General features: G+C 70.8%; 16 protein-coding genes. 4 read left to right on the top strand and 12 right to left on the bottom strand.

Annotated features, from left to right (window positions below):
* Positions 1 to 54 precede the first annotated feature (54 nt).
* The 4 genes from rpmE to thrC form a co-directional block, all read right to left on the bottom strand.
* Positions 55 to 273: a 50S ribosomal protein L31 gene (gene rpmE / locus BLR04_RS11735; RefSeq protein WP_090762660.1), complete on the bottom strand. Its 219-nt coding sequence runs from the start codon at positions 271 to 273 to the stop codon at positions 55 to 57.
* Between the two features lie 257 nt (positions 274 to 530).
* Positions 531 to 2,534, bottom strand: a complete 2,004-nt coding sequence (gene rho / locus BLR04_RS11730; RefSeq protein WP_090762658.1) for a transcription termination factor Rho — start codon at positions 2,532 to 2,534, stop codon at positions 531 to 533.
* Between the two features lie 457 nt (positions 2,535 to 2,991).
* Positions 2,992 to 3,897: a homoserine kinase gene (thrB, locus tag BLR04_RS11725; RefSeq protein WP_090762656.1), complete on the bottom strand. Its 906-nt coding sequence runs from the start codon at positions 3,895 to 3,897 to the stop codon at positions 2,992 to 2,994.
* 71 nt (positions 3,898 to 3,968) lie between these two features.
* Complete coding sequence (gene thrC, locus BLR04_RS11720) at positions 3,969 to 5,027, bottom strand: threonine synthase (RefSeq protein ID WP_090762654.1); 1,059 nt, start codon at positions 5,025 to 5,027, stop codon at positions 3,969 to 3,971.
* A gap of 157 nt (positions 5,028 to 5,184) precedes the next feature.
* Between thrC and BLR04_RS11715 the strand changes: the two genes are divergently transcribed.
* Positions 5,185 to 6,717 carry a glycosyltransferase family 2 protein gene (locus BLR04_RS11715; protein ID WP_090762652.1) on the top strand — a complete coding sequence of 511 codons (1,533 nt, stop codon included), beginning with the start codon at positions 5,185 to 5,187 and terminating at the stop codon, positions 6,715 to 6,717.
* A gap of 4 nt (positions 6,718 to 6,721) precedes the next feature.
* Here the strand turns inward: BLR04_RS11715 and BLR04_RS11710 are convergent, their stop codons facing one another.
* The 5 genes from BLR04_RS11710 to BLR04_RS11690 form a co-directional block, all read right to left on the bottom strand.
* Positions 6,722 to 7,795 (bottom strand): glycosyltransferase family 2 protein, encoded by a 1,074-nt coding sequence (locus BLR04_RS11710; protein ID WP_090762650.1) that lies wholly within the window; start codon positions 7,793 to 7,795, stop codon positions 6,722 to 6,724.
* A gap of 76 nt (positions 7,796 to 7,871) precedes the next feature.
* Positions 7,872 to 9,161, bottom strand: coding sequence for a homoserine dehydrogenase (locus tag BLR04_RS11705; RefSeq protein ID WP_281191398.1), 1,290 nt, complete (start codon positions 9,159 to 9,161; stop codon positions 7,872 to 7,874).
* Positions 9,158 to 10,540 carry a diaminopimelate decarboxylase gene (lysA, locus tag BLR04_RS11700; protein WP_090762648.1) on the bottom strand — a complete coding sequence of 461 codons (1,383 nt, stop codon included), beginning with the start codon at positions 10,538 to 10,540 and terminating at the stop codon, positions 9,158 to 9,160. Before lysA ends, BLR04_RS11705 begins: the two co-directional genes overlap by 4 nt.
* Before the next feature lie 125 nt (positions 10,541 to 10,665).
* Positions 10,666 to 11,283 (bottom strand): anticodon-binding protein, encoded by a 618-nt coding sequence (locus BLR04_RS11695; RefSeq protein WP_090763017.1) that lies wholly within the window; start codon positions 11,281 to 11,283, stop codon positions 10,666 to 10,668.
* A gap of 15 nt (positions 11,284 to 11,298) precedes the next feature.
* Positions 11,299 to 13,149, bottom strand: coding sequence for a glycosyltransferase family protein (locus BLR04_RS11690; protein WP_176903037.1), 1,851 nt, complete (start codon positions 13,147 to 13,149; stop codon positions 11,299 to 11,301).
* Positions 13,150 to 13,269: 120 nt separating this feature from the next.
* On the opposite strand from BLR04_RS11690, the gene BLR04_RS11685 reads away from it, so the two are divergent.
* Both BLR04_RS11685 and treS read left to right on the top strand, forming a co-directional pair.
* Positions 13,270 to 14,904 (top strand): asparagine synthetase B family protein, encoded by a 1,635-nt coding sequence (locus BLR04_RS11685; protein ID WP_090762646.1) that lies wholly within the window; start codon positions 13,270 to 13,272, stop codon positions 14,902 to 14,904.
* Between the two features lie 277 nt (positions 14,905 to 15,181).
* On the top strand, positions 15,182 to 16,882 hold the full coding sequence (treS, locus tag BLR04_RS11680; protein WP_245740187.1) for a maltose alpha-D-glucosyltransferase: 1,701 nt from the start codon (positions 15,182 to 15,184) through the stop codon (positions 16,880 to 16,882).
* A gap of 5 nt (positions 16,883 to 16,887) precedes the next feature.
* Here treS and BLR04_RS11675 read toward each other — a convergent pair whose 3' ends face one another.
* Genes BLR04_RS11675 through BLR04_RS11665 form a run of 3 tightly spaced genes read right to left on the bottom strand, consistent with a single transcriptional unit; the run spans position 16,888 to position 20,383 of the window.
* Complete coding sequence (locus tag BLR04_RS11675; protein ID WP_090762643.1) at positions 16,888 to 19,155, bottom strand: ABC transporter permease; 2,268 nt, start codon at positions 19,153 to 19,155, stop codon at positions 16,888 to 16,890.
* A complete protein-coding gene (locus BLR04_RS11670) occupies positions 19,152 to 19,880 on the bottom strand; it encodes an ABC transporter ATP-binding protein (RefSeq protein ID WP_090762641.1) in 729 nt (242 codons plus the stop codon). The genes BLR04_RS11675 and BLR04_RS11670 overlap by 4 nt, the downstream gene beginning before the upstream one ends.
* Positions 19,877 to 20,383 carry a PadR family transcriptional regulator gene (locus tag BLR04_RS11665; protein ID WP_090762639.1) on the bottom strand — a complete coding sequence of 169 codons (507 nt, stop codon included), beginning with the start codon at positions 20,381 to 20,383 and terminating at the stop codon, positions 19,877 to 19,879. Before BLR04_RS11665 ends, BLR04_RS11670 begins: the two co-directional genes overlap by 4 nt.
* A 133-nt stretch (positions 20,384 to 20,516) precedes the next feature.
* Here BLR04_RS11665 and BLR04_RS11660 point away from each other — a divergent pair, with 133 nt between their 5' ends.
* On the top strand, positions 20,517 to 21,764 hold the full coding sequence (locus BLR04_RS11660; protein ID WP_245740186.1) for an ABC transporter substrate-binding protein: 1,248 nt from the start codon (positions 20,517 to 20,519) through the stop codon (positions 21,762 to 21,764).
* Positions 21,765 to 21,772: the final 8 nt, after the last annotated feature.

Below are 21,772 nucleotides of genomic sequence, written 5' to 3'. Positions count from 1 at the left end.
ACCAACAACGCCGACCCGGCGCACCGGGGTGCGTCCGGGCCGGCGTGGGTGAAGCTACTTGCCCGCGGCCTTCTTGCCGAAGCGCTTCTCGAAGCGAGCCACCCGGCCGCCGGTGTCGAGGATCTTCTGCTTGCCCGTGTAGAACGGGTGGCAGGCCGAGCACACGTCGGCGTGGATGACGCCGTTCTTGGCGGTGCTGCGGGTGACGAACGTGTTGCCGCAGGAGCAGCTCACCTGCGTCACGTTGTAGTCAGGGTGGATGTCGCGCTTCATTGCTGTCCTTTCGGGGCGCGGCCGCCGGGTCGCCTATGGCATGCGTGAACCGGAACCGCGAAAACGGTCAGCTACCAGTGTGCCAGATCGTGCAACCACCCCAGGCCATCCGACATTCCCCACCGTTTCCCCACCCACCGCCACAACCGGCTGAAACTCCCGCCCACCAGCACTTCCGTCAGCGGCCCCGCGCCTGCGGAGACGCCGAAGGGGCGCCAGGGGAGAACCCCCGACGCCCCTTCGCGAGCGGACGGCCGTCAGTCGCGGTCGTTGTTCACCGTGGTCTTCTGGACCTGCATGAGGAACTCCGCGTTGGACTTGGTGTCCTTCATCCGGTCGAGGAGCAGCTCGAGCGCCTGCTGCATGTCGAGCGCGTGCAGCACCCGGCGCAGCTTCCAGACGATCTGGAGCTCTTCCTTGGCCATGAGGATCTCTTCCTTGCGCGTGCCGGACGCGTCGACGTCGACCGCGGGGAAGATGCGCTTGTCGGCAAGGGAGCGGTTGAGCTTGAGCTCCATGTTGCCGGTGCCCTTGAACTCCTCGAAGATGACCTCGTCCATCTTGGACCCGGTCTCGACCAGGGCCGTGGCGAGGATCGTCAGCGAGCCGCCGTTCTCGATGTTGCGGGCGGCGCCGAAGAAGCGCTTCGGCGGGTAGAGCGCCGTGGAGTCGACACCACCGGACAGGATGCGTCCGGACGCCGGGGCCGCCAGGTTGTAGGCGCGGCCGAGGCGGGTGATCGAGTCGAGCAGCACGACCACGTCGTGGCCCAGCTCGACCAGGCGCTTGGCCCGCTCGATGGCGAGCTCGGCGACCGTGGTGTGGTCTTCCGCGGGACGGTCGAAGGTCGAGTGGATGACCTCGCCCTTCACCGACCGCTGCATGTCGGTGACCTCTTCCGGACGCTCGTCCACGAGCACGACCATGAGGTGGCACTCGGGGTTGTTGCGGGTGATCGCGTTGGCGATCGCCTGCAGCACCATCGTCTTACCGGCCTTGGGCGGCGAGACGATGAGGCCGCGCTGGCCCTTGCCGATCGGCGAGACGAGGTCGATGATCCGCGTGGTGAGGATGTTCGGCTCGGTCTCGAGGCGCAGGCGCTCCTGCGGGTAGAGCGGCGTCAGCTTGTTGAAGTCGGGCCGGTTGCGGGCCTGCTCAGGGTCCATGCCGTTGACGGTGTCGAGGCGGACCAGAGCGTTGAACTTCTCGCGCCGCTCACCGTCGCGCGGCTGGCGGACGGCGCCGGTGATGACGTCGCCCTTGCGCAGACCGTTGCGGCGGATCTGGGCCAGCGAGACGTAGACGTCGTTGCTGCCCGGCAGGTAGCCGCTGGTGCGCACGAACGCGTAGTTGTCGAGGATGTCGAGGATGCCGGCGATCGGGATGAGCACGTCGTCGTCGCCGATCACGGGCTCGCTGCTGTCGTAGCGGTCGCGGCCACGGCCACGGTTGCGCTCCCTGAAGCGGCCCCTGCGCCCGCGTCCGCCGCGCTCGTCGTCGTCGCCGCCCCGCTGGTCACCGCGCTGGTCGCCGCGCTGGTCGCCGCGCTGGTCGCCGCGCTGGTCACTGCGCTGCTCGCCCCGCTGGTCACCGCGGTTGCCGGAGTCGGCGGCGGCGCGGTCGCGCTGCTCGCCACGGCCGCCGTCGGCGCGCTCGCTCCGCTCACCGGAACGCTCGCCGCGCTCACCGCGCTCGCCGCGCTCACCGGAACGCTCGCCCCGCTCGCGGCGCTCACCGCGGCTGCGACGCTCGCGGCGGCTCTCGCCACGCTCGGCGCGCGACTCGTTCTGCTCGCTGTGCTGCTGGGCCTGCTGCTCGACGACGGGCTCCGCCGCGGCGACGACCGGCTCGGGCGCGGCGGCCACGGGCTCGGCGGCGCGTACGGCGGCGGCCTGCGGCGAGGGCTCCTCGGCGGCCTTGGCACGGGAACGTTCTCTACGGGTACGGGTGGGCCGCTCGGCCGCGGGCGCCGTCTCGGCAGCGGCCGGCGCGGACGCCTCGGCAGCCGGGGCGGGCGCGGCGTCGCCGGATCCGCCACCCTGCTTCTCCTGGATGGCCGCGATGAGCTGGCTCTTCCGCATCCGCCCGGTCCCGCTGATGCCCAGCTCAGCTGCGATCTTCTGCAGCTCGGGCAGCACCTTGGCGGACAGGCCGGTGCCGGAGCGACGCGCACGCGGCTTGGCCGCGGCGCGGGTGGGGGTGTCGCCGGACGCCGGCTCAGCGCCTGATGCGTCGGAGAGGAGTTCGGTGGTGTCGCTCAACTAAAAGGTCCTTCCCAGGGGTCGGGCGCCGGTTTTGTTCTGCCGGGCGTCCCGGAGGTGCTTGCGATCCGGCGGGACAGACCGGGTCGGGGTGCACTTTGCGATCTTCGGCCGTCGCTGTGAACGGCCGCCACTCTTGGGGAGGGATTGGGCCACGCCGCCGATGGTGCTTGGCGCGTGACTGACACCCCCCAGATTGCTGTCGCCAACCAGACGTCGACACGTTTCGAACGCGCAGATCCCCGTCGTCGCCACCTCGCGTCGAGCCAACCGGGTGTGGCCCAACCGGAGGCGACGGATTCCGGGGAGACAGCCGCGCTGCTCACGCCTCGCGACGTGAAGCATGATGCAGCGATGTATGGCTGACAAGCACGCACCCACCAAGGGGGCATCTGGTGCGGCTATCAGCCTAACATCACCAGCGCACACGGCTATTCCCTGAAGGTCTAAAGAGGTATCAGCGTGTCTCGGGGAACTGAACGTTCGCACCTACCGGGTCGACGTCCATTTGCTGGATGTGCCAGTCATTACCCACTTCTGGCGCGATCAAATCCTGCGTATCCGAGGACGAAAACGCAAGAACCGTGGGACCCGCTCCCGAAACGACCGCGGGCACGCCCACTGCACGGAGACGTTCTACCAGATTCACACTATCTCGCATCGCAGGCGCGCGGTAATGCTGGTGGAGACGGTCTTCTGTGGCGGCGAGCAGCAGCTCTCGCTCGGGATTCAGGGTCAGCGCGGCAATCAGCAACGCGGCCCGTCCTGCGTTGAAGGAGGCGTCCTTGTGGGGCACGTCCTTCGGCAGCAACCCCCGTGCGGCTTCCGTCGACAGGCGGGTCGCCGGGATGGCGACCACCGGGCGGATCCGCTGGTCAGGAGTTAGTTTCAGCTTACGCGGCCGGCCGTCCTGGTCGGACCAGGCGATGGTCAGCCCTCCGGCAAGACAGGGGGCGACGTTGTCGGGATGGCCCTCCATTTCGGTGGCCAGCGCGAAGATCTCGTCGTCGCTCATTTCGCTGTCAGCCAAAACGTGGGCGGCGAGAATGCCCGCGCAAACGGCCGCGGAGGACGATCCAAGGCCGCGCGCGTGCGGGATTCTGTTGCGGCAGCGGAGCCGAATCCCCTCGGGCTGGGGCACCCCCATATGAAGGAACGCCCGCCGCATGGCCCTGACGACGAGGTGTCCTTCACCGGTGTCGACCTCGCCCGCGCCCTCACCCTCGACGGTGACGTGGACGCCCGGCTCGTCGGAGAGCGTGGCCTCGACCTCGTCGTGCAGGTTCAGCGCCAGGCCGAGCGCGTCGAAGCCCGGCCCCAGGTTCGCCGACGTGGCGGGCACGCGGATAACCACCGTCTTCACGTTCGCGTCATCACTCCCCGCGCCCCGGAGGGCGGGTGTCGGGCCCCCGGTCTGCCGGGGGACGTTGTCGGTCAGGCGAGGTTGAGCGCTGCGGCGGCGGCGTGGACGTCGATGGGGATGACGACCGGCGCCGGCGCGCCCGAGATGGCCCAGTCGGGGTCTTTGAGCCCGTTGCCGGTGACCGTGCAGACGATGCGCTGCCCCGGCGCGACCATGCCCTGTGCGTGTGCCTGCAGCAGGCCGGCGACGCTCGCGGCGGAGGCGAGTTCCACGAACACGCCCTCCTCCTGGGCCAGCAGCTTGTACGCCGCCGCGATCTGCCGGTCGGTCACCGCCTGGATGACCCCGCCGGACTCGTCGCGGGCCGCGGTGGCCAGCGACCACGAGGCCGGGTTGCCGATGCGGATGGCGGTGGCGATGGTGTGCGGGTGGGTCACGGGCGCGCCCTGCACGATGGGCGCCGCGCCGCTCGCCTGGAAACCGAACATGCGCGGCCGCTTCGTGGCCAGGCCGTCGGTGGCGTACTCCTGGTAGCCCATCCAGTAGGCGGAGATGTTTCCGGCGTTGCCCACCGGGATGCAGTGGATGTCGGGGGCGTCGCCGAGCGCGTCGACGATCTCGAACGCCGCGGTCTTCTGCCCCTGCAGCCGGAACGGGTTGACCGAGTTGACCAGCGCGATCGGGTAGCTGGACGACAGCTTGCGGGTCATCTCCAGGCAGTCGTCGAACGACCCCTCGACCTGCAGCAGGGTGGCCCCGTGGACGAGCGCCTGGGCCAGCTTGCCCATAGCGATCTTGCCGCGCGGGACCAGCACGGCGCAGGTGAGCCCCGCGCGGACGGCGTACGCGGCGGCGGAGGCCGAGGTGTTGCCGGTGGAGGCGCAGATGACCGCCTTGGCCCCCTCTTCGACCGCCTTGCTGATGGCCATGGTCATGCCGCGGTCCTTGAAGCTGCCCGTCGGGTTGGCGCCCTCTACCTTCAGGTAGACGTCACAACCCGTGAGCGCCGAGACGCGGTGGGCGGGCACCAGCGGCGTGCCGCCTTCGAGCAGCGTGACGACAGGCGTCTTCGTGGTCACCGGAAGACGCTCGCGGTATTCCTCGATGAGGCCACGCCAGGACCTGGTCATGATGGCTCCCTACCTGCGGTGCTGATGCCCGAGTCTACGGGGTGCGCGGGTGCCGTCCGAAGTCGTGTCCACGGGTCGGAACGTGCCGTTCGACACCGTCATTTTTCAGGAAATGTTCAGCATCTCCCGCTAATGTCGCGGCCAGGGGGTCACGACCATGAACGCGCGTCCTGCTCTGTGGCAGAACGACTATTCACCGGTGTCCGCGCCGCAGCTCGGCGCCTGGTCACCTGCCCTTACGGTCAGCGTGGTGGTGCCCGCGCGCGGAGGACAGGACAAGCTCGACCTGACGCTCGCCGCCCTCGCGGCTCAGACGTACCCCGACCGTCTCATGGAGGTCCTGGTCGTCGACGACGGCAGCCTGCCTCCCCTGCGCCTGCCCGAGATCAGGCCGGTCAACACCCGGCTCGTACGCGTCGAGGACGGCTGGGGCATCTCCAACGCGGTCAACACCGGGGCCAAGGCGGCCGACGGCGAGATCATCCAGCGGCTCGACTCCGACATGGTGACCTGCCGGGAGCACATCGAGGCGATGGCCCGCTGGCACCACGTGACGGACTGTCTCGTCACGATCGGGATGAAGAGGTTCGTCCCGGAACAGCCGCTCACGCCCGAGCAGGTCCACCGGGCGGGCCACCTGAACGAGCTCTTCGACCTCGACGCGGCCAGGCCGAGCTCCACCGAGGCGACGATCGAGAAGACGGACGGGCTACGCAAGAGCCGCAATCCGTACCACGTGTGCACGGGGCCGACGGTGGCCCTCCCCCGGGACGTCTTCCACGCCGTGGGCGGGCTCGACCCGACGGTGGCGCGGGGCGAGGACACCGAGTTCGCCTACCGCCTCGCGATGCACGGCGTGGTGTTCGTGCCCGAGATGGCCGCGCAGGCCGTGCACCTGGGGCTGCCGGCGCAGCACCGCGACCGGGAGCGCGCGGTGCGGGCGGTGCAGCCGTACCTGGCGCATCGGATCCCGCTGCGGCGTGACCTGCGTAAGGACCGCGGGCGGCGGTGGCTGGTGCCGTACGTGGAGATCGTGTACGACGTCGCCGACGCGCCCGAGCAGGTGGTGCGCGAGGCGGTGGCGGCGGCGCTCGACGGAAAGCTGCAGGACGTCGTGGTGACGCTGGTAGCGCCGTGGTCGCGACTGGACGACTCGCGGCACTCCCTGTCCGACCCGACCTTCGAGCTGCGGCTGCTGCGCGAGGCGTTCTCCCACGACGAACGCGTACGGCTCATCGACGAGGCCGCGCCGTCGCCGGCGCCGATCCCGTTCCGGTACCGGGGGCCGGTGGACGTGCCGCTGCACCGGGCGACGCTGGAGCGGATGATCGAATCGGTGCAGAAGGACCTCGCGGGCGTGCTGGTCGTCGATCTGGAGGACGGGCGTACGGCCCGGCTGGAACGGACGTCCGCGCTCGGTCGCGCCCTGCTGCTCACGGGGCCGGACGACGGCCTGGACGACGGCCTGGACGACGGCCTGGACGACGGCTTGGACAAGGTCGTCGAGACCACGCACGGGGTGCGGCACGAGCCTCCCGCCCGCTACTGGCCCACCCCCGCCGAGCCCAAGCCCGCGCCCGCGCCGGCCGCCAAGGCGCCGGAGCCGAGGACCACGCCGACGGAGACCCCCGAGAAGACCCCTGACAAGACGCTGCTGCGCCGCCTGAAGTCGGCCCTGCGCCAGAACTGACGCCTCAGGCCTCCATGAGGAGGCTGGGCCGGAACCCGTGCCACTGGTTGGCGGCCACCTTGAGGAAGTGGGAGAGCGGCAGCTGCCACGTGTGCTCGCTGCCGAGACCGCGCCGCAGGACGTAGGTGAGGCCGTGGGTGCGGTAGATGCGCGCGCCCGACTGGTGGGCGGCCTTGAGGAACTCGCGGTCGACGGCGCTCGGCAGCGCAGGGAATCCGCCGACGTCGTGGAAGGTCTTCCTGGGCACCATGATCGTGCCGCCCGCCACGTGGTCGGCGTACACCTCGCTCGGGTAGCGCGCGCCGCTGGAGAACGTCGTGCGCCGGATCGTCGTCCGCAACGGCTCGAGGTAGAAGAACTCGGCGGTCGTGCCGGCCACGTCGGCCTGCGCGTACCGCAGGGCCATGACCAGGTCGGCCAGGTGGCGGGGGCCGTACCAGTCGTCGTCGTCCCATTTGGCGAGGAAGTCGCCCTCGGCCGGCGCGGCGGCCTGGTTGAGCACCTCGCCGAACGGCATCGACGCTTCGGCCTCGACCCACCGTACGGGCAGCGAACAGCTCTCGACGACCTCTCGGACCTGCTCGAACGCGAACCCGTGCAGGCCCAGCAGCACCTCGGCCTCGACGTCGAGCTGGCGTTCCATCTGGGCCAGGGCGAAGCCGACCAGGGCGGGCCGGCGGGTGGACATGAGGATGCTCACCTTCGGCGGCGGCGCGACCGGGTGGGCGAGGCGGCGCAGGCGTACGCTGTGCTCCTCACGGCGCAGGTCGGCCAGGCCGCGCAGGCCGCCGTCGCCGGCGTGGCCGAGCCAGTCGCGGTCGGTGAGCAGCGCCGCGAGCCCGGCCGGCACCCACGGCTCAGCGTGCGTCGCGGTCAGCGGGACACCGGCGGCGGCCAGCTCCAGCACACCGTCGAGCGGCACCTCGTGGCCGGGCCACTCGACCTCCAGGCCGCGCAGCTCGCGCAGCGCGGCCACGTGAGGCGGCCGGTCGTCGACCGTCCAGCCGGTGCCGGCCCAGCGCAGGGGTGCGAGCCCTTTCTCCGGCGTGCGGACGAAGCCGAGAGGGGTGACGGACATCAGGCGGAACGCTCCTCGACCGCGGGAAATCAACCGGCGCCTACCTTACGCCGCCTTCCTGGCGAGTTGCTGTGGGCTAGTCGTCGCCCTCGACGCGCATGAGCCCGGCCACTGAGCGCACGATGTCGAGCGCGCGCAGCTCGTCCATGGTGGCGGTGAGCGCGGCGTCCGAGGCGCGGTGAGTGACGATGACGAGCTGGGCGTCGTCGCCCTGACCCTCTTGCCGGACGGTCTGGATCGACACGTCGTGCTTGGCGAACAACTCGGCCACCCGCGCGAGCACGCCCGGCTTGTCGGCGACGTCGAGGGCCACGTGCAGGCGCGTGACGGTGTCGCCCATCGGGTGGACGGTCAGGTGGGCGTAGGTCGACTCCTCGGGGCCGCGGGTGCCGGCCAGGCGGTTGCGGCCGACGGCCACCAGGTCGCCGAGCACCGCGGAGGCCGTCGGTGCGCCGCCCGCGCCCTTGCCGTAGAACATCAGCTGCCCGGCCGACTCGGCCTCGACGAACACCGCGTTGTACGCCTCGCGCACGCCCGCCAGCGGATGGGTGCGCGGGATCATCGCCGGGTGCACCCGCACCCCGAACGTACGGCCGTCGTCGGAGCGGGCGCAGATGGCCAGCAGCTTGATCACGTAGCCCATCGCCTTGGCGGAGGCGACGTCGGTGGCGGTGATGTCGGTGATGCCCTCGCGGTGCACCTGCTCGGCGGGCACCCGGCTGTGGAAGGCGAGCCCGGCGAGGATGGCGGCCTTGGCGGCGGCGTCGAAGCCCTCGACGTCGGCCGTCGGGTCGGCCTCGGCGTAGCCCAGCGTCTGGGCCTCCTCCAGGGCGTCGAGGAAGGACGCCCCGGTGGAGTCCATCTTGTCGAGGATGTAGTTGGTGGTGCCGTTGACGATGCCGAGGACGCGCCGGACGCGGTCGCCGGCCAGCGACTCGCGCAGCGGCCGCAGCAGCGGGATGGCCCCCGCCACGCTGGCCTCGAAGTAGAGGTCGCCGTTGCCGGCGCGGGCGGCCTCGTGCAGCGTGCCGCCGTCCTCGGCGAGCAGCGCCTTGTTGGCGGTGATCACGGACTTGCCCCGCGACAGGGCCGCGACGATCAGCGAACGGGCCGGCTCGATGCCACCGATGACCTCGATCACGATGTCGACGTCGTCGCGGGTCACGAGCGACTCGGCGTCGGTGGTGAGCAGCGCCGGATCGACCTCGATGTCGCGTTTGCGGCTCAGCCTGCGTACGGCCACCCCGGCGAGCTCCAGCGGGGCACCGACGCGGGCGGCCAGGTCGGCCGACTGCTCGTGCATCAGCCGGATGACCTGCGAGCCGACGACGCCGCACCCCAGGAGTGCCACTCTCAGCGGTTTCACAACTGCCCCCTCAGGAGGTCGTCCTCGGTCTCGCCACGTACGATCACCCGGGAGGCGCCACCTGAGACGGCGACCACGGCGGGCTTGGGCAGGTAGTTGTAGTTGCTGGCCAGCGCGCGGCAGTAGGCGCCGGTGGCGGCCACCGCGACCAGGTCGCCGGGCGCGAGGTCGGCGGGCAGGTGGACGTCGCGCACGAGGATGTCGCCGCTCTCGCAGTGCTTGCCGACGAGACGGCTGAGCATCGGCTCGGCCCGGCTCTCGCGGCTGGCCAGCACGGTGGTGTACTCGGCGCCGTAGAGGGCGGTGCGGACGTTGTCGCTCATGCCGCCGTCGACGCTCACGTAGCTGCGCAGGCCCTCGACGTCCTTGACCGTGCCGACCTCGTAGAGCGTGATGCCGCCGGGGCCGACGATGGTGCGGCCCGGCTCGACGGTCAGGCGGGGCACCGGCAGGCCCGCCTCGCGGCAGACGTTGGTGACGATCTCGCGCAGGCCGTCGGCCAGTACCTTGATGTCGGGGGCCGTGTCGCCCTCGACGTAGGCGATGCCGTAGCCGCCGCCGAGGTCGAGCTCGGGGAGCACGGCGCCGTGCTCGTCCTTGATCTGCACGAGCAGGCCGGCCAGCCGGCGCGCGGCCACCTCGAACCCGGCGGTGTCGACGATCTGCGAGCCGATGTGGGAGTGGAGCCCGACGAGCTCCAGCTGCGGCAGGGCGAGGACGCGGCGGACGGCCTCGGCGGCGGCCCCCGTGTTGAGCGACAGGCCGAACTTCTGGTCGTCGTGGGCCGTGGCGATGAACTCGTGGGTGTGCGCCTCGACGCCGGTGGTGACCCGGATCATGACCTTGGGCCGCTTGCCCGCCTCGGCCGCGAGGTGGCCGAGCCGGGCGATCTCGTCGTAGGAGTCGAGCACGATGTGGCCGACGCCCACCTCGATCGCCCTGGACAGCTCGGCGGTGGACTTGTTGTTGCCGTGCATGGTGATGTGCTCGGGCGGGAACCCGACGCTCAGCGCGACCGCCAGCTCGCCGCCGCTGGCCACGTCGAGGCCGAGGCCCTCGTCCTGGAGCCAGCGCACGATCTCCTTGCACAGGAACGCCTTGCCGGCGTAGTGGACCTCGGAGCCGGCGAACGCGGTCGCGTAGTCGCGCATGCGCGAGCGGACGTCGTCCTCGTCGATGACGTAGAGCGGCGTGCCGTGGTCGCGGGCGAGGTCGCGGACGTCCACGCCGCCGACCGTGAGCGCGCCGTCGACCCGCGTCGACGTTCGGGGCCAGATCTCGGGGTTGATCCGGTTGAGATCGGCGGGCGCCTGCGGGGGGCGCTCCTGGGGCAGCATCTCGGCGTGCCTGTCACCGGCGGGGTGGACGAATCGACTCACCCGATCGAGGCTATCGGAAGCACACGTCCGCCATGACCTCGTGCCCACGTATCGAGACGGGATCAAGGCTTGTAGAGGATATTTTTACGTTTATAGCCCGGTTTGGCCGAATAACTTTTTGCGGATCACAGTCTCTCGGGCCCCGGGAGCACCGTGGCCACCGCCTGCGCCAGCCGTACCCGGGCCGTGTGCACCGGGCTCGGCTCCTCGTCGCCGCGCGGGACGGCGGGGGCCTGCTCGTGGGCGTCGTGGTAGGCGAGCGCGAGCCGTACCAGGTAGCGCTCCCAGCCGGGGTCCTGGCTGCGGCGGCGTCCCGGCAGCTCGGCGAGCACCCGCAGCACCGCGCGGTGCGCGCGGTCGTCCAGCAGCTCTGGGCGGAACGTGCCCTGCGGGACCTCCAGGTCCCGCGCCCACCGTTGAACGGCGCGGGCGCGCGCGTGCGCGTAGCGGACCACGAAACCCGGGTTGTCCCACGTACGGGGGAAGTCCGGCCAGTCCGGTTCCGGCACGGGCTCGGCCTGCTCCACCAGCTCCCCCGGGACGGGGACGACGATGCGCAGGAACCCGCCGGGCCGCACCTCGACGGAGGTCACCCCGGCCAGCTCGCGCACCCGCGCGGCGAGCTCGTCCGGCGGTACGCGCCGGCGCAGGGCCGCCGCCGAGACGTACGCGACCTCGTGCTCCCACGTGCCGTCCGGTGCCGGGGGCTCCCCCAGCACCGTCGTCAGCCCGATGATCGGCACGGTCGCCACTATGCCCTAGATCAGGGCGTGCGGCTCGGCGGATCCGTACTCGACCAGCTGGGCGGAGCCGAGCAACCAGCGATCCTCGTCGCGCATCCGGACGTAGCCGAACCGGTCGGCCGAGAACACCTTGATGCCGTCGGTGCGGCACTGCCGCATGAGCACCTCGTCCCAGCCCTCGGTGAGGTCGGCGAAGCGCAGCTCGCGCAGCGTGTTGCGGCGGGCGAGCAGCGTGGCGCCGGCCACCTCCGGCAGGTAGGAGTACTCGGCACCCGGCTGCTTGAGCAGCGTGGCCTGCGGCTTGCGCAGGTGGGCGTAGTAGGCGGCCTTGCCGACGATGTCGGCCGTGGTGAACAGGAAGGCGCGCTTGAGGTCGGTCAGGTAGTGGGCGCCGTAGACGTCGCGCGGGTCCATGACCGCCACCAGGTCGGCCTCGCACAGGTCGATGCCGGCGTTGAGCATCGCGCCCGCCGTCATGTCCGGGCTGGGACGGCGGTGCAGGACCTCCACGTCGGGCAGCACGTCGCGGGCCCGCAGCTCGGCCTCCGGCGGCCCGATCACGACGAGCTGCTCGACACCGCTCTGCTGCCTGGCGACCTGGGCGAGCGCGTGCTCCAGCTGGTACGGGTCGAGCACGGGCAGCAGCACCGACGTGGTGAGGGTGGCGCGGGCGCTCGGCAGCCCGATCACGTCGAGCAGCTCGTCGATCCGCTCCGACATCGTCCCCATCTGGTACGCCCGCCGCATCGCCACGTGCGCCCGCCGCGAGTCGGCCTCGGTGCCGATCGGCGTGCCGCAGGCGGCGAGCTCGGCGAGCCGCCACTGCGGCGTGCCGGGCGGGCAGTCGGCCGCGGCCGGCCAGCGGTAGGAGGTCAGCAGGTCGGGGTACTCGAGGTGGGACGGCAGCAGCTGGTCGAGCGTGAGCACCCGGTCGATGCGCCCACCGGCCAGCGGCAGCGGATTGTGCACCCGCGGCTGGATGCCGAACGACAGCCGGGGCCAGGCCACCGACAGGTCGCTGGTGAAGCGGTACTCGAACAGCTCGGCGGCCGCGGCGTAGGCGGCGACGTCGCCCTTGGTGTGCCAGAAGACCGTACGGATGCCGCGCTCGGCGCACCAGGCCAGCAACGCCTTGAGGCCCTCGCCCGGCTCACCGGTGATCTCCTCGGCCCACGGACCCTGCGTGACCGACTCGACCACCAGCAGGTGGGGCACCTCCAGCGGGAGGATGCGGGGGAAGTCACGCGGCGTGAAACCGGTGGTCTGCCGCCACTCGTAGCGCAGCAGCGCCTCGACGTGGGGGTCGGCGATCACCGCCGCCGTCAGGTGGGGGCGGGTGTTGGGGCCGGTCGGCACCCGGAACGGCTTGAGCTTGAACGAGGCCCCGTTGAGGGTCCTGGTCGTGGCCTTGGCCTGGTAGGCGGCCCCCGGCCGTTCGTCCTTGGGCCTGGCGGCGACGGCCACGGGCACGCGCTTGGGCGCGGTGGGCCGCTTGACCGGCTTGGCGGCGCCCTTGAGCCCCTTGGCAAGGCGTACCGGGTTGCTCTTGCCGCTCTTGATGGCGTCGCCGAGGCGGTTCCAGCGGGCGACCTTGATCGAGGAGAGCTTCCAGTTGGCCACCTCGGCCTGGAACCGCTGCTCGGCCAGTTCCTTGCGGAGCCGGTCGGCGGCGGCCTGTTCGGCGGCGAGGCGCGCCTCGGACTCGTCGAGCCGCTCGGCCAGCGTCCGAGCCTCCTCGACGGCCCGCTCGGCCTCGGCCAGCCTGGCCTGGGCGGCGTCCAGCAGCCTGGCCAGCTCGGCCGCTCGCTCGGCCTGTGCGACGGCATCCCGCAGCGCCCGCCGCGTGCTCTCCAGCTCAGTGCTCACCGGACCTCCTCCGTCGGCCCGGGCGGCGAGCCCCTGGTGGTGCTCGCTCACGGGACCTCCGCTCGTTCAGCCCGGCAAAGGATACTCTTTTGCAGCAAGCGCTCGAAGGGATGAGATTCGGTGCAGTTCAACGTGCGGCCCTACATTTGCGGCGCTCTAGGCCGGATCGACCCTGCCGTGCTCGGCAAGCTCACCGGCGCGGGCCCGCGGGTGCGTCCTGCGCTGCAGACCGCCGAGGCGGCGCTGTTCAGCTCGGCGCCCCTGCCGCCCTACCAGCGCGACGAGGTCTCGTACGCGTTCGCCTGGGGCGAGCGCCGTCCGAGGGCCGCGGACGACTGGATCGCGGTCGCGGAGACGTACGAGACGCCGGGGCTGATCGGCGACGGCCGTCGCGTGATCCTGCACACGGGCGCGCTCGGCCTGGTCGACCTCTACTACGTGCGCGAGGGCGACGCCGTCTACTTCTCGTCGCTGATCCAGCCGCTGCTCAGCCTCGTGGCGACCGACATCGACTGGTCGGCGTGGGCCTCGATACTCCAGGTGACGTTCCCGCTGGGCGAGGCGACGCCGTACACGCGGGTCAAGCGGCTGCCGGGGTCGAGCGCGCTGGTGTACCGCGACGGCGTGCTCGCCACCGAGCGCCGGCTGCCGCGCTGGCTGCGCACGGAGCCGTACGAGGCGTGGGTCAGCCCGCACGACATCGTCGAGCTGCTGCACCAGGTCTACGCCGAGTACGACGGGCGCAAGCTGCTCGTCCCGGTGAGCGGCGGCTACGACTCGCGCCTGCTGGCCAGCGTGGCCAAGGCCAGGGGCGCCGACGTCGAGTCGTGGACGACGAGCCCCGACGACGGCACCGACACCGACATCGCCTTCGCCCGCGCGATCACCAAGGAGCTCGGCATCCCCCACCGGGTGGTCGAGCAGCACGCCGCCGACTACCCGGCCGACGCCGCCGAGGTGGCCCGCAGGCTCGAGTACCTCACCCCGCACCACGCCTGGTACGCCCCCTTCGCCAAGGAGGTGCACGGCGCGGGCCGGATCCTCGTCGACGGCCTGGCGGGCGGTCCGCTGCTGAAGAACTTCATGGTCAGCGGGGCCGCGCTGGAGGCGCGGACGCAGGCTGAGCGCTCGGAGGCGGTCCTCGCCTCGCTGTCGCTCGGGCAGCCGTCGCAGCCGTTCCTGTCGAAGTCGGCCGCCCAGTGGATGGACGAGACCGTACGCGAGCAGTTCACGGCGGCCACCTCGATGCTGCACGGGCACCGGGCCGAGCTGCCGCTGTCGGTGCTGCACACCCGTACGGTCAGGGGCATCGCGCGTTCGGCGGTCAACCTGGTGGGCCCCGAGGCGTCGTTCGCGGCGCCGTTCATCCACCCCGACTTCTTCGACGCCGCGCTGTCGGTCGGCGTGGCCAGGAAGGACAAGGGCCGCTTCTACCGCGAGGTGCTGCACGCGGCCAACCCGCGCGTGGCGGCGCTGCCGTCCACGAACGTGATCAAGCAGCCGCTGCAGCGGGTGCCGCTGCGGTCCACGGCCGCTCCTGCCCGAAATTATGCGCACGGGATGCTGGAGACGGTGGTGAGGCGGGTGCCGGGGCTGCTGTCCGACGAGATGCACGAGGTGATCGCGTCCGGACCGGACGCTTTGACCCGTTTCACCGGGTGGAATGACCGCTTCTGGGTGAGAGGTCTCGTCTTGTTCGGACTGTGGTTGACTGATGTCGAGAACGACCTCTCAGACGTGACGCCACCTTTTTAGTGAACTCTGGGTAACAGGGCGATTACGTACCGATCTCGCGGGTATTAACCCTCGCACAGCAGAAGCGGGTTCCGGAGAGCCAACGGGCTGGTAGTGTTCGGCCCGTAAGCGCCGCACAAACGGGCACCAGATCACAAATCCGGTCCCGTCAGGGCATGGATGTCGCAGGGATGACGACTCCACGCGGCGCGGTCACCACATAACAACGCCGGGGAACCGGTGACTTCGTCCTGCCCACATCTCTTCCTGTGAGCGACATATGACCAACGCATCCCCAATGCCGGAGCCGATCTCCGAGGCGTTCGTCTCGGAAGATCCAGCCTGGTACAAGCGGGCGGTGTTCTACGAGATTCTCGTTCGGGGGTTCAAGGACTCCAACGGGGACGGCACCGGCGACCTGCGCGGGCTCACCGAGAAGCTCGGCTATCTCGAGTGGCTCGGCGTGGACTGCCTGTGGCTGCTGCCGCTGTACGAGTCGCCACTGCGCGACGGCGGTTATGACATCTCCGACTACATGAAGATCCTTCCGGACTTCGGAGATCTCGGAGATTTCGTCCACCTGATCGAGAAGGCCCACGAGCGGGGCATGCGGATCATCACCGACCTGGTGATGAACCACACCAGCGACCGGCATCCGTGGTTCCAGGCGTCCCGGCACGACCCCGAGGGGCCGTACGGCGACTTCTACGTGTGGTCCGACCACCCCGGCGGCTACTCCGACGCGCCGATCATCTTCGTCGGCGCCGAGGACTCCAACTGGACGTACGACCCGGTGCGCAAGCAGTACTACTGGCACCGCTTCTTCCACCACCAGCCTGACCTGAACTATGACAACCCGGCGGTTCAGCAGGCCATGCTGGAGGTCCTGCGGTTCTGGCTCGACCTCGGCATCGACGGGTTCCGGCTGGACGCGGTGCCGTACCTGTTCGAGCGTGAGGGCACGGCGTGCGCGGGGCTGCCCGAGACGCACGCGTACCTGAAGAAGATCCGCGCGGAGGTCGACCGGCTCTACCCCGACCGCGTGCTGCTGGCCGAGGCCAACGGCTGGCCCGAGGACGTCGTCGAGTACTTCGGCGACCCCACCACGGGCGGTGACGAGTGCCACATGGCCTTCCACTTCCCGCTCATGCCGCGCATCTACATGGCGGTCAAGAAGGAGACCCGCGAGCCGATCTCCGAGATCATGTCGCGTACTCCCAAGCTTCCTGAGCACGCCCAGTGGGGCATCTTCCTCCGCAACCACGACGAGCTGACGCTCGAGACGGTGACCGAGGAAGAGCGCGACTACATGCACAAGGAGTACGCCAAGGACCCGCGCATGCGGGCCTACCTGGGCATCCGCCGCCGTCTTGCCCCGCTGCTCGACAACGACCGCGACCGTATCGAGCTGTTCACCGCGCTGCTGCTGTCGCTGCCCGGCTCGCCGGTCATCTATTACGGCGACGAGATCGGCATGGGCGACAACATCTGGCTGGAGGACCGCGACGCGGTCCGCACCCCGATGCAGTGGAGCCCCGACCGCAACGCCGGCTTCTCCACCGCCGACCCCGGCCGGCTGTACCTGCCCGCGGTCATGGACCCCATCTACGGCTACCAGGCGGTCAACGTGGAGGCCCAGCTCCGCCACGAGGGCTCGCTGCTCCACTTCACCCGCAAGATGCTGGAGATCCGCCACCGGCACCCGGTGTTCGGCACGGGGGCCTACACCGAGATGTGGTCGTCCAATCCGGCCGTGCTCACGTACGTGCGCGAGGAGCGCGACGACGTGATGCTGTGCGTCAACAACCTGTCGAAGTTCCCGCAGCCGGTCGAGCTCGACCTGCGGCGCTTCGAGGGCATGATCCCGGTCGAGGCGCGCGGCGGCGTGCCCTTCCCCAAGATCGGCGAGCTGCCCTACCTGCTGACGCTGCCGGGGCACGGGTTCTACTGGTTCGCGCTCAAGCCCGCCGAGGAAGAGGCCGCGGCCACCGTCGCCTGACCCCGTCAGCGTGAGGTGACCGGCACCTGGGCACGGGCCGCGCGGCGCGCAGGAATCAGCGCGACCGCGAGGGCCGTGCCCACCGCGACGACCACGGCCACCGTCAGCGTCAGCGGCGCCGGCGGACGACCGATGCCCGCGCCGACGCCGCTGGTGTGGCCCTGCAGGTCGATCAGGCCGGTCACCACCGACATGCCCGCCGCCGTGCCCGCCCCGACGCCGAGCACCACCAGCAGGCCCGTGCCGGTCACCAGCGTGGCCATGACCTGGCGCGGCGTGAGCCCCATGGCCTTCAGCACGGCGAGGTCGAGTGCGTGGTCGCGCAGCCCGAGCGCGCTCGCGGTGAGCAGGTTGGCCAGCCCGATGAGGGCCAGCACCGCGATCAGCGCCACGATCACCACCCGGATGACCGACAGCCGGTCGGCCGGGTTGACCGCGACCTGCACGTCGAGACTCTCGGCCGACCCTGCCAGCAGCCGCCCCCGCACCTCGGACGGGTCGGCACCCGGCTTGAGCGACAGCGCGTAGTACTCGGGCGGCACGGAGTCCTTCGCCGCCAGGGTGTCGAGGCCCACCGAGAGCACCTCGCCGTCCTGGTCGGGCTCGACCGTACGGCCCACGATCCGGACGATCAGCGGGGTGCCGCCCACCGTCAGCCGCACCCGGTCGCCGATCCGCGCTCCGAGCAGGTCGAGCAGCCCCTGCCCCGCGACGGCCTCGCCCTGCCGGGCGTACAGGCGGCCCGCCACGACCGGGAACGGGTAAGGAAGCGCCGAGCCGCCGATCGCCCGCACCCGCACCGACCGGGCCTCGCCCGGGGCCAGGGCGTTGACGTCGGTGCCCGGGTAGACGGCGGCGACGTCCTGGTCGCCCTCCGCGAGACGCCGCGCCGCGGCCGGCTGCAGCTTGCCAGGACGGACGTACAGGGCAGCGGCCTGACCGACCTGCTCGGGATGGCTCTTGAAGTTGTCGAGTGTGGCCCACACGCCGAGCCCGATCGTGATCATCATCATCGGCACCGCCAGCCCGAACGCCGTCAGGAACGCGGGGACACGGCGGGTGAAGGCGTCGCGGGTGCCGAGGACGAGCGCGGGCGGGAGACGTACGAGGAGGGCGAGCCTGGCCAGCCGCGACAGGTGGCCGCGCGGCGGCGCGGCGGGGGCCGCGGGGATCGGCGGGGTGCGGCCGCCGCGCCAGGCGGGCAGGCCCACGGCCGCCAGCACCACGAGCGCCGTCCCCCCGACGAGCGCCAGCACCGGAGTGGGCGCGACGGAGGTCGGGCCGAGCAGCGCCGCCATGACGCCCCAGCCCGCGGCGGCGCCGAGCGCGACGCCCAGCAGGCCGAGCGCGCCGTGCTCGACCAGGAGCAGCAACGCCACCTGACCTTTCGTGAAGCCCATCGACTTGAGGGTGGCGAGGTCGCGCAACTGGCCGAGCACCCGCCCGCCGGCGGCGTTGGCCAGCGCGAGCGCGGCGGCGACCAGGCCCACCACCCCGAACAGCGCGAGCAGCGTGCCGAGCAGCCGGTTGTCCAGCTCCATGGCCTCTCTGACCTCGCGCCAGGTGTAGGCCCGCTGCAGGTCGTCCTCCAGCAGCACGAACGCGCGCTGCGAGACCACCTGGGAGGCCTCCGGGTCGTCGAGCCGCAGCCCGGTCACCCATTCGCTGCGGCCCCTGATGGGCTCGATCCGGTCGAGCATGACGGGCAGCACGTACGCCAGACCGGGCGTCCACTCGGGGTAGAAGCCCTGGTCGGCCGAGTCGGCGATGCCGCGTACGTAGAGGGTGTGGCGCTCGCCGCTGAGCGCGATGATCGTGAACGGGGCGCCGACCCGCAGGTCGAGCGCGGCGGCGAAGGAGCGTTCGACGACCACGCCGTCGGGCTGGGCGGGGTCGAGCCAGCCGCCCTCACTCACCACCGGGTGGGCCACCTTGGCCGGCGTGGCCGGCATGGCGCGCAGGGCCGCGGGGTCTCTCCTGCCGTCGTGCGCCACCGTGACGGGGGCCGAGCGGTACGGGCCCGCGATCTCGGCGACGCCGTCGATGCCGCCGAGGGACGCCGGAGGGCCGTCCTTGGTGTAGAGCCAGACGTGGGCGCCGTCGGTCTGGGCGAACAGGGTGCGCCACGGGTTGGTGCCGTCCTCCAGCAGGGTCACGGCCGTGATCAGGGCGGCCACGATGCCGGCGACGGCCAGCACGGTCAGCGCCGCCGGCCCCTTCCTGGCGCGCAGGTCGGCCTTGATCCACCGGCTTCCCGCCATCGCGGTGCTCATCGCAGGTCGATGACCTCTCCGGCGGTACGGGTGCGGCGGCGGGTGATGCGGCCGTCGTCGACGATCTCGCCGTCGAACAGCGACACCACGCGGTCGGCTAGGGCCGCGACCCGGGCGTCGTGGGTGACCATGACGATCGTCTGGCCCTTCTTGTGCACGTCGCCGAGCAGGCGCAGCACGTCGCGGGTGTTGCGGCTGTCGAGGTTGCCGGTGGGCTCGTCGGCGAGCAGCAGCGCCGGCTCGTTGGCGAGGGCCCTCGCGAGCGCCACCCGCTGCTGCTCGCCGCCGGACAACTGGGCGGGCGCGGCGTCGGCGCGGTCGGTGAGGTTGAGCGCGGCCAGCAGGCTCTCTCTGCGGTTGCGGGCCACCTTGGGCGAGGCGCCGGCGAGCAGCGCGGGAAGCTCGACGTTGTCGCCGACGGTCATGTTGGCGACCAGGTTGAAGAACTGGAAGACGAAGCCGATCTTCTTGCGCCGCAGCAACGCCCACGCGCTCTCCGACAGGGTGTCGGCGCGCTTGCCGTCGAGCCAGATCTCGCCGCTGGTGCGGGCGTCGAGCCCGCCGAGCATGTGGACGAGCGTGGACTTCCCCGAGCCGGACGGCCCCATGATCGCCACGAATTCCCCCGGCTCGACCTGTAAATCGACCCCGCGTACGGCAGGGACGGGCACGGCGCCGTCCTGGTAGATCTTGACGAGGTTGACCGTGCGGACGACGGCGGTCACGCCAGTTCCTCCTGACACCGTTCGAGCCAGTCGAGATCGGCTTGCAAGTGCAGCATGGCGCCCTCGATGAGCAGTGTCGCCACCCGGTCGGCGGGCGGCGTGCGGGACAGCAGGTCGTTGAGGTCGCTCATGAGCGACAGGTAGTGGCGGCGCTGCCGGGTGATCAGCGCCATCCGGTCGGCGATGCCGGTGAGCGGCGCGAGCACGAGCTTCATGAAGAACTCGTCGCGCACCCTGGGGCCCTCGGTGGGCTCGTCGACCCAGATCTCGAGCAGCTCGCGGCCCTTGGCGGTCAGGTAGTAGACCTTCTTGTTCGGCCGGTTGGACTGCTCGACGTCGACCGCTCTGACAAGGCCGTCCTTCTCGAGCCTGCCGAGGGTCACGTAGATCTGACCGATGTTCGGGGAGGGGTAGGCGCTGCCGAAGGTCTGCTCCAGCTCCTGTTTGAGCTCGTAACCGTGCGCCGGCTCTTTGGCCAGGAGCGCCAGCAGGTGAAGCCGCAACCGCCCACCTCCCCGCGTTGTGTTACGCATGCGTTACGGAGCTATCCGTTGACCTACAGATTACAGGTGTGCATAACATGAATGCATCTACCTAACAGGTATGTAATTAACAGAGAAACACGGAGGAAACAGCGTGCTTCGCCCGCTTCCGTTGCTGATGGCCGTGCTGCTCGCGGCCGGCTGCGCGGCGTCGGGCGACGACGACGGTGGCGCGCAGGGCACGGGCGGAACAGGCCCCATCACCTTCGCCACCGGACGTGACACGACGGCGTACCTGCAACCGCTGCTCGACCGCTGGAACCAGGCGCATCCGGCAGAGAAGGTGACACTGCTGGAGCTGCCCGAGGCCGCCGACGAGCAACGCGCCCAGATGGTGGCCAACCTCCAGGCGCGCAGCAGCCAGTACGACGTGCTCGGTCTGGACGTGATCCTGACCGCCGAGTTCGCGGAGAACGGCTGGATCATCCCCCTGGAGCGCGGGTTGTTCCCGCTCGACAGGTTCCTGCCGCCCGTCGTGGAGACGGCGATCTACAAGAACAAGCTGTGGGCGGTCCCGTACACCAGCAACGCGGGGCTGCTCTACTACCGGACCGACCTGGTCGACAAGCCGCCCAGGACGTGGGCGGAACTACGCGACCAAGCACGCGAGATCACGAAAAAGCGCAAAATCGGAGGGTATGCCGGGCAATTCCTGGCGTACGAAGGGCTCACGGTGAACTTCTCCGAAGCCGTGCAGTCCGCCGGAGGCGAGCTCGTCAGCCGCGACGGCACCGAGGTGACCCTCTCCCCGTCCGTCGGCGCGACCGCCCTCGGCTTCCTGCTCCAGGGCCTGCGCGAAGGCTGGATCCCGCAGGAGTCGCTGACGTACAAGGAGGAGGAGTCGCGCCTGGCCTTCCAGGAGGGCCGGCTCGCCTTCGCCCGCAACTGGCCGCACGCGTACGGACCCGCGAAGGCCGAACTGGGCGACAAGGTGGCCGTGACGCGGCTGCCCGGCCTGAACGGGCCGGGCTCCAGCACGCTCGGCGGCGCGAACCTCGCCGTCAGCGCCTTCTCCAAGCACCAGCAGACCGCGCAGGAGTTCATCCGCTACTTCACGAGCCTGGAGAACGAGCGCCGGGTGCTCACCGAGGGCTCCTTCCCACCCGTGTGGACGGAGCTCTACGACGACCCCGAGCTCGTCGAGCGGTTCCCCTACCTGCCCGTGCTCAAGGAGAGCATCCTCGCGGCCCGCGCACGGCCGGTGAACGCCAACTACAACCAGCTGAGCCTGGTGATCGCCAGTTCGGTCGCCAAGGCGCTCGGCAACCCCACCCCCGAGTCCGCCGCCGACGTGGCGGTCTCGATGAAGTCAGAACTCGAAGAGATCATCAGAACCCAGTGAGGGCAGCC

The organism is Nonomuraea maritima (assembly GCF_900100395.1).
GTDB lineage: Bacteria > Actinomycetota > Actinomycetes > Streptosporangiales > Streptosporangiaceae > Nonomuraea > Nonomuraea maritima.
The sequence above is the reverse complement of the archived record's forward strand: the minus strand, read 5'-3'. Positions and strand labels throughout refer to the sequence as shown.

Excerpts from the sequence above, each read along its gene's own strand:
- rpmE (WP_090762660.1), bottom strand. The coding sequence starts at position 273 with ATGAAGCGCGACATCCACCCTGACTACAACGTGACGCAGGTGAGCTGC.
- thrC (WP_090762654.1), bottom strand. The coding sequence starts at position 5,027 with ATGACCAGGTCCTGGCGTGGCCTCATCGAGGAATACCGCGAGCGTCTT.
- BLR04_RS11715 (WP_090762652.1), top strand. The coding sequence starts at position 5,185 with ATGAACGCGCGTCCTGCTCTGTGGCAGAACGACTATTCACCGGTGTCC.
- BLR04_RS11710 (WP_090762650.1), bottom strand. The coding sequence starts at position 7,795 with ATGTCCGTCACCCCTCTCGGCTTCGTCCGCACGCCGGAGAAAGGGCTC.
- treS (WP_245740187.1), top strand. The coding sequence starts at position 15,182 with ATGCCGGAGCCGATCTCCGAGGCGTTCGTCTCGGAAGATCCAGCCTGG.
- BLR04_RS11675 (WP_090762643.1), bottom strand. The coding sequence starts at position 19,155 with ATGAGCACCGCGATGGCGGGAAGCCGGTGGATCAAGGCCGACCTGCGC.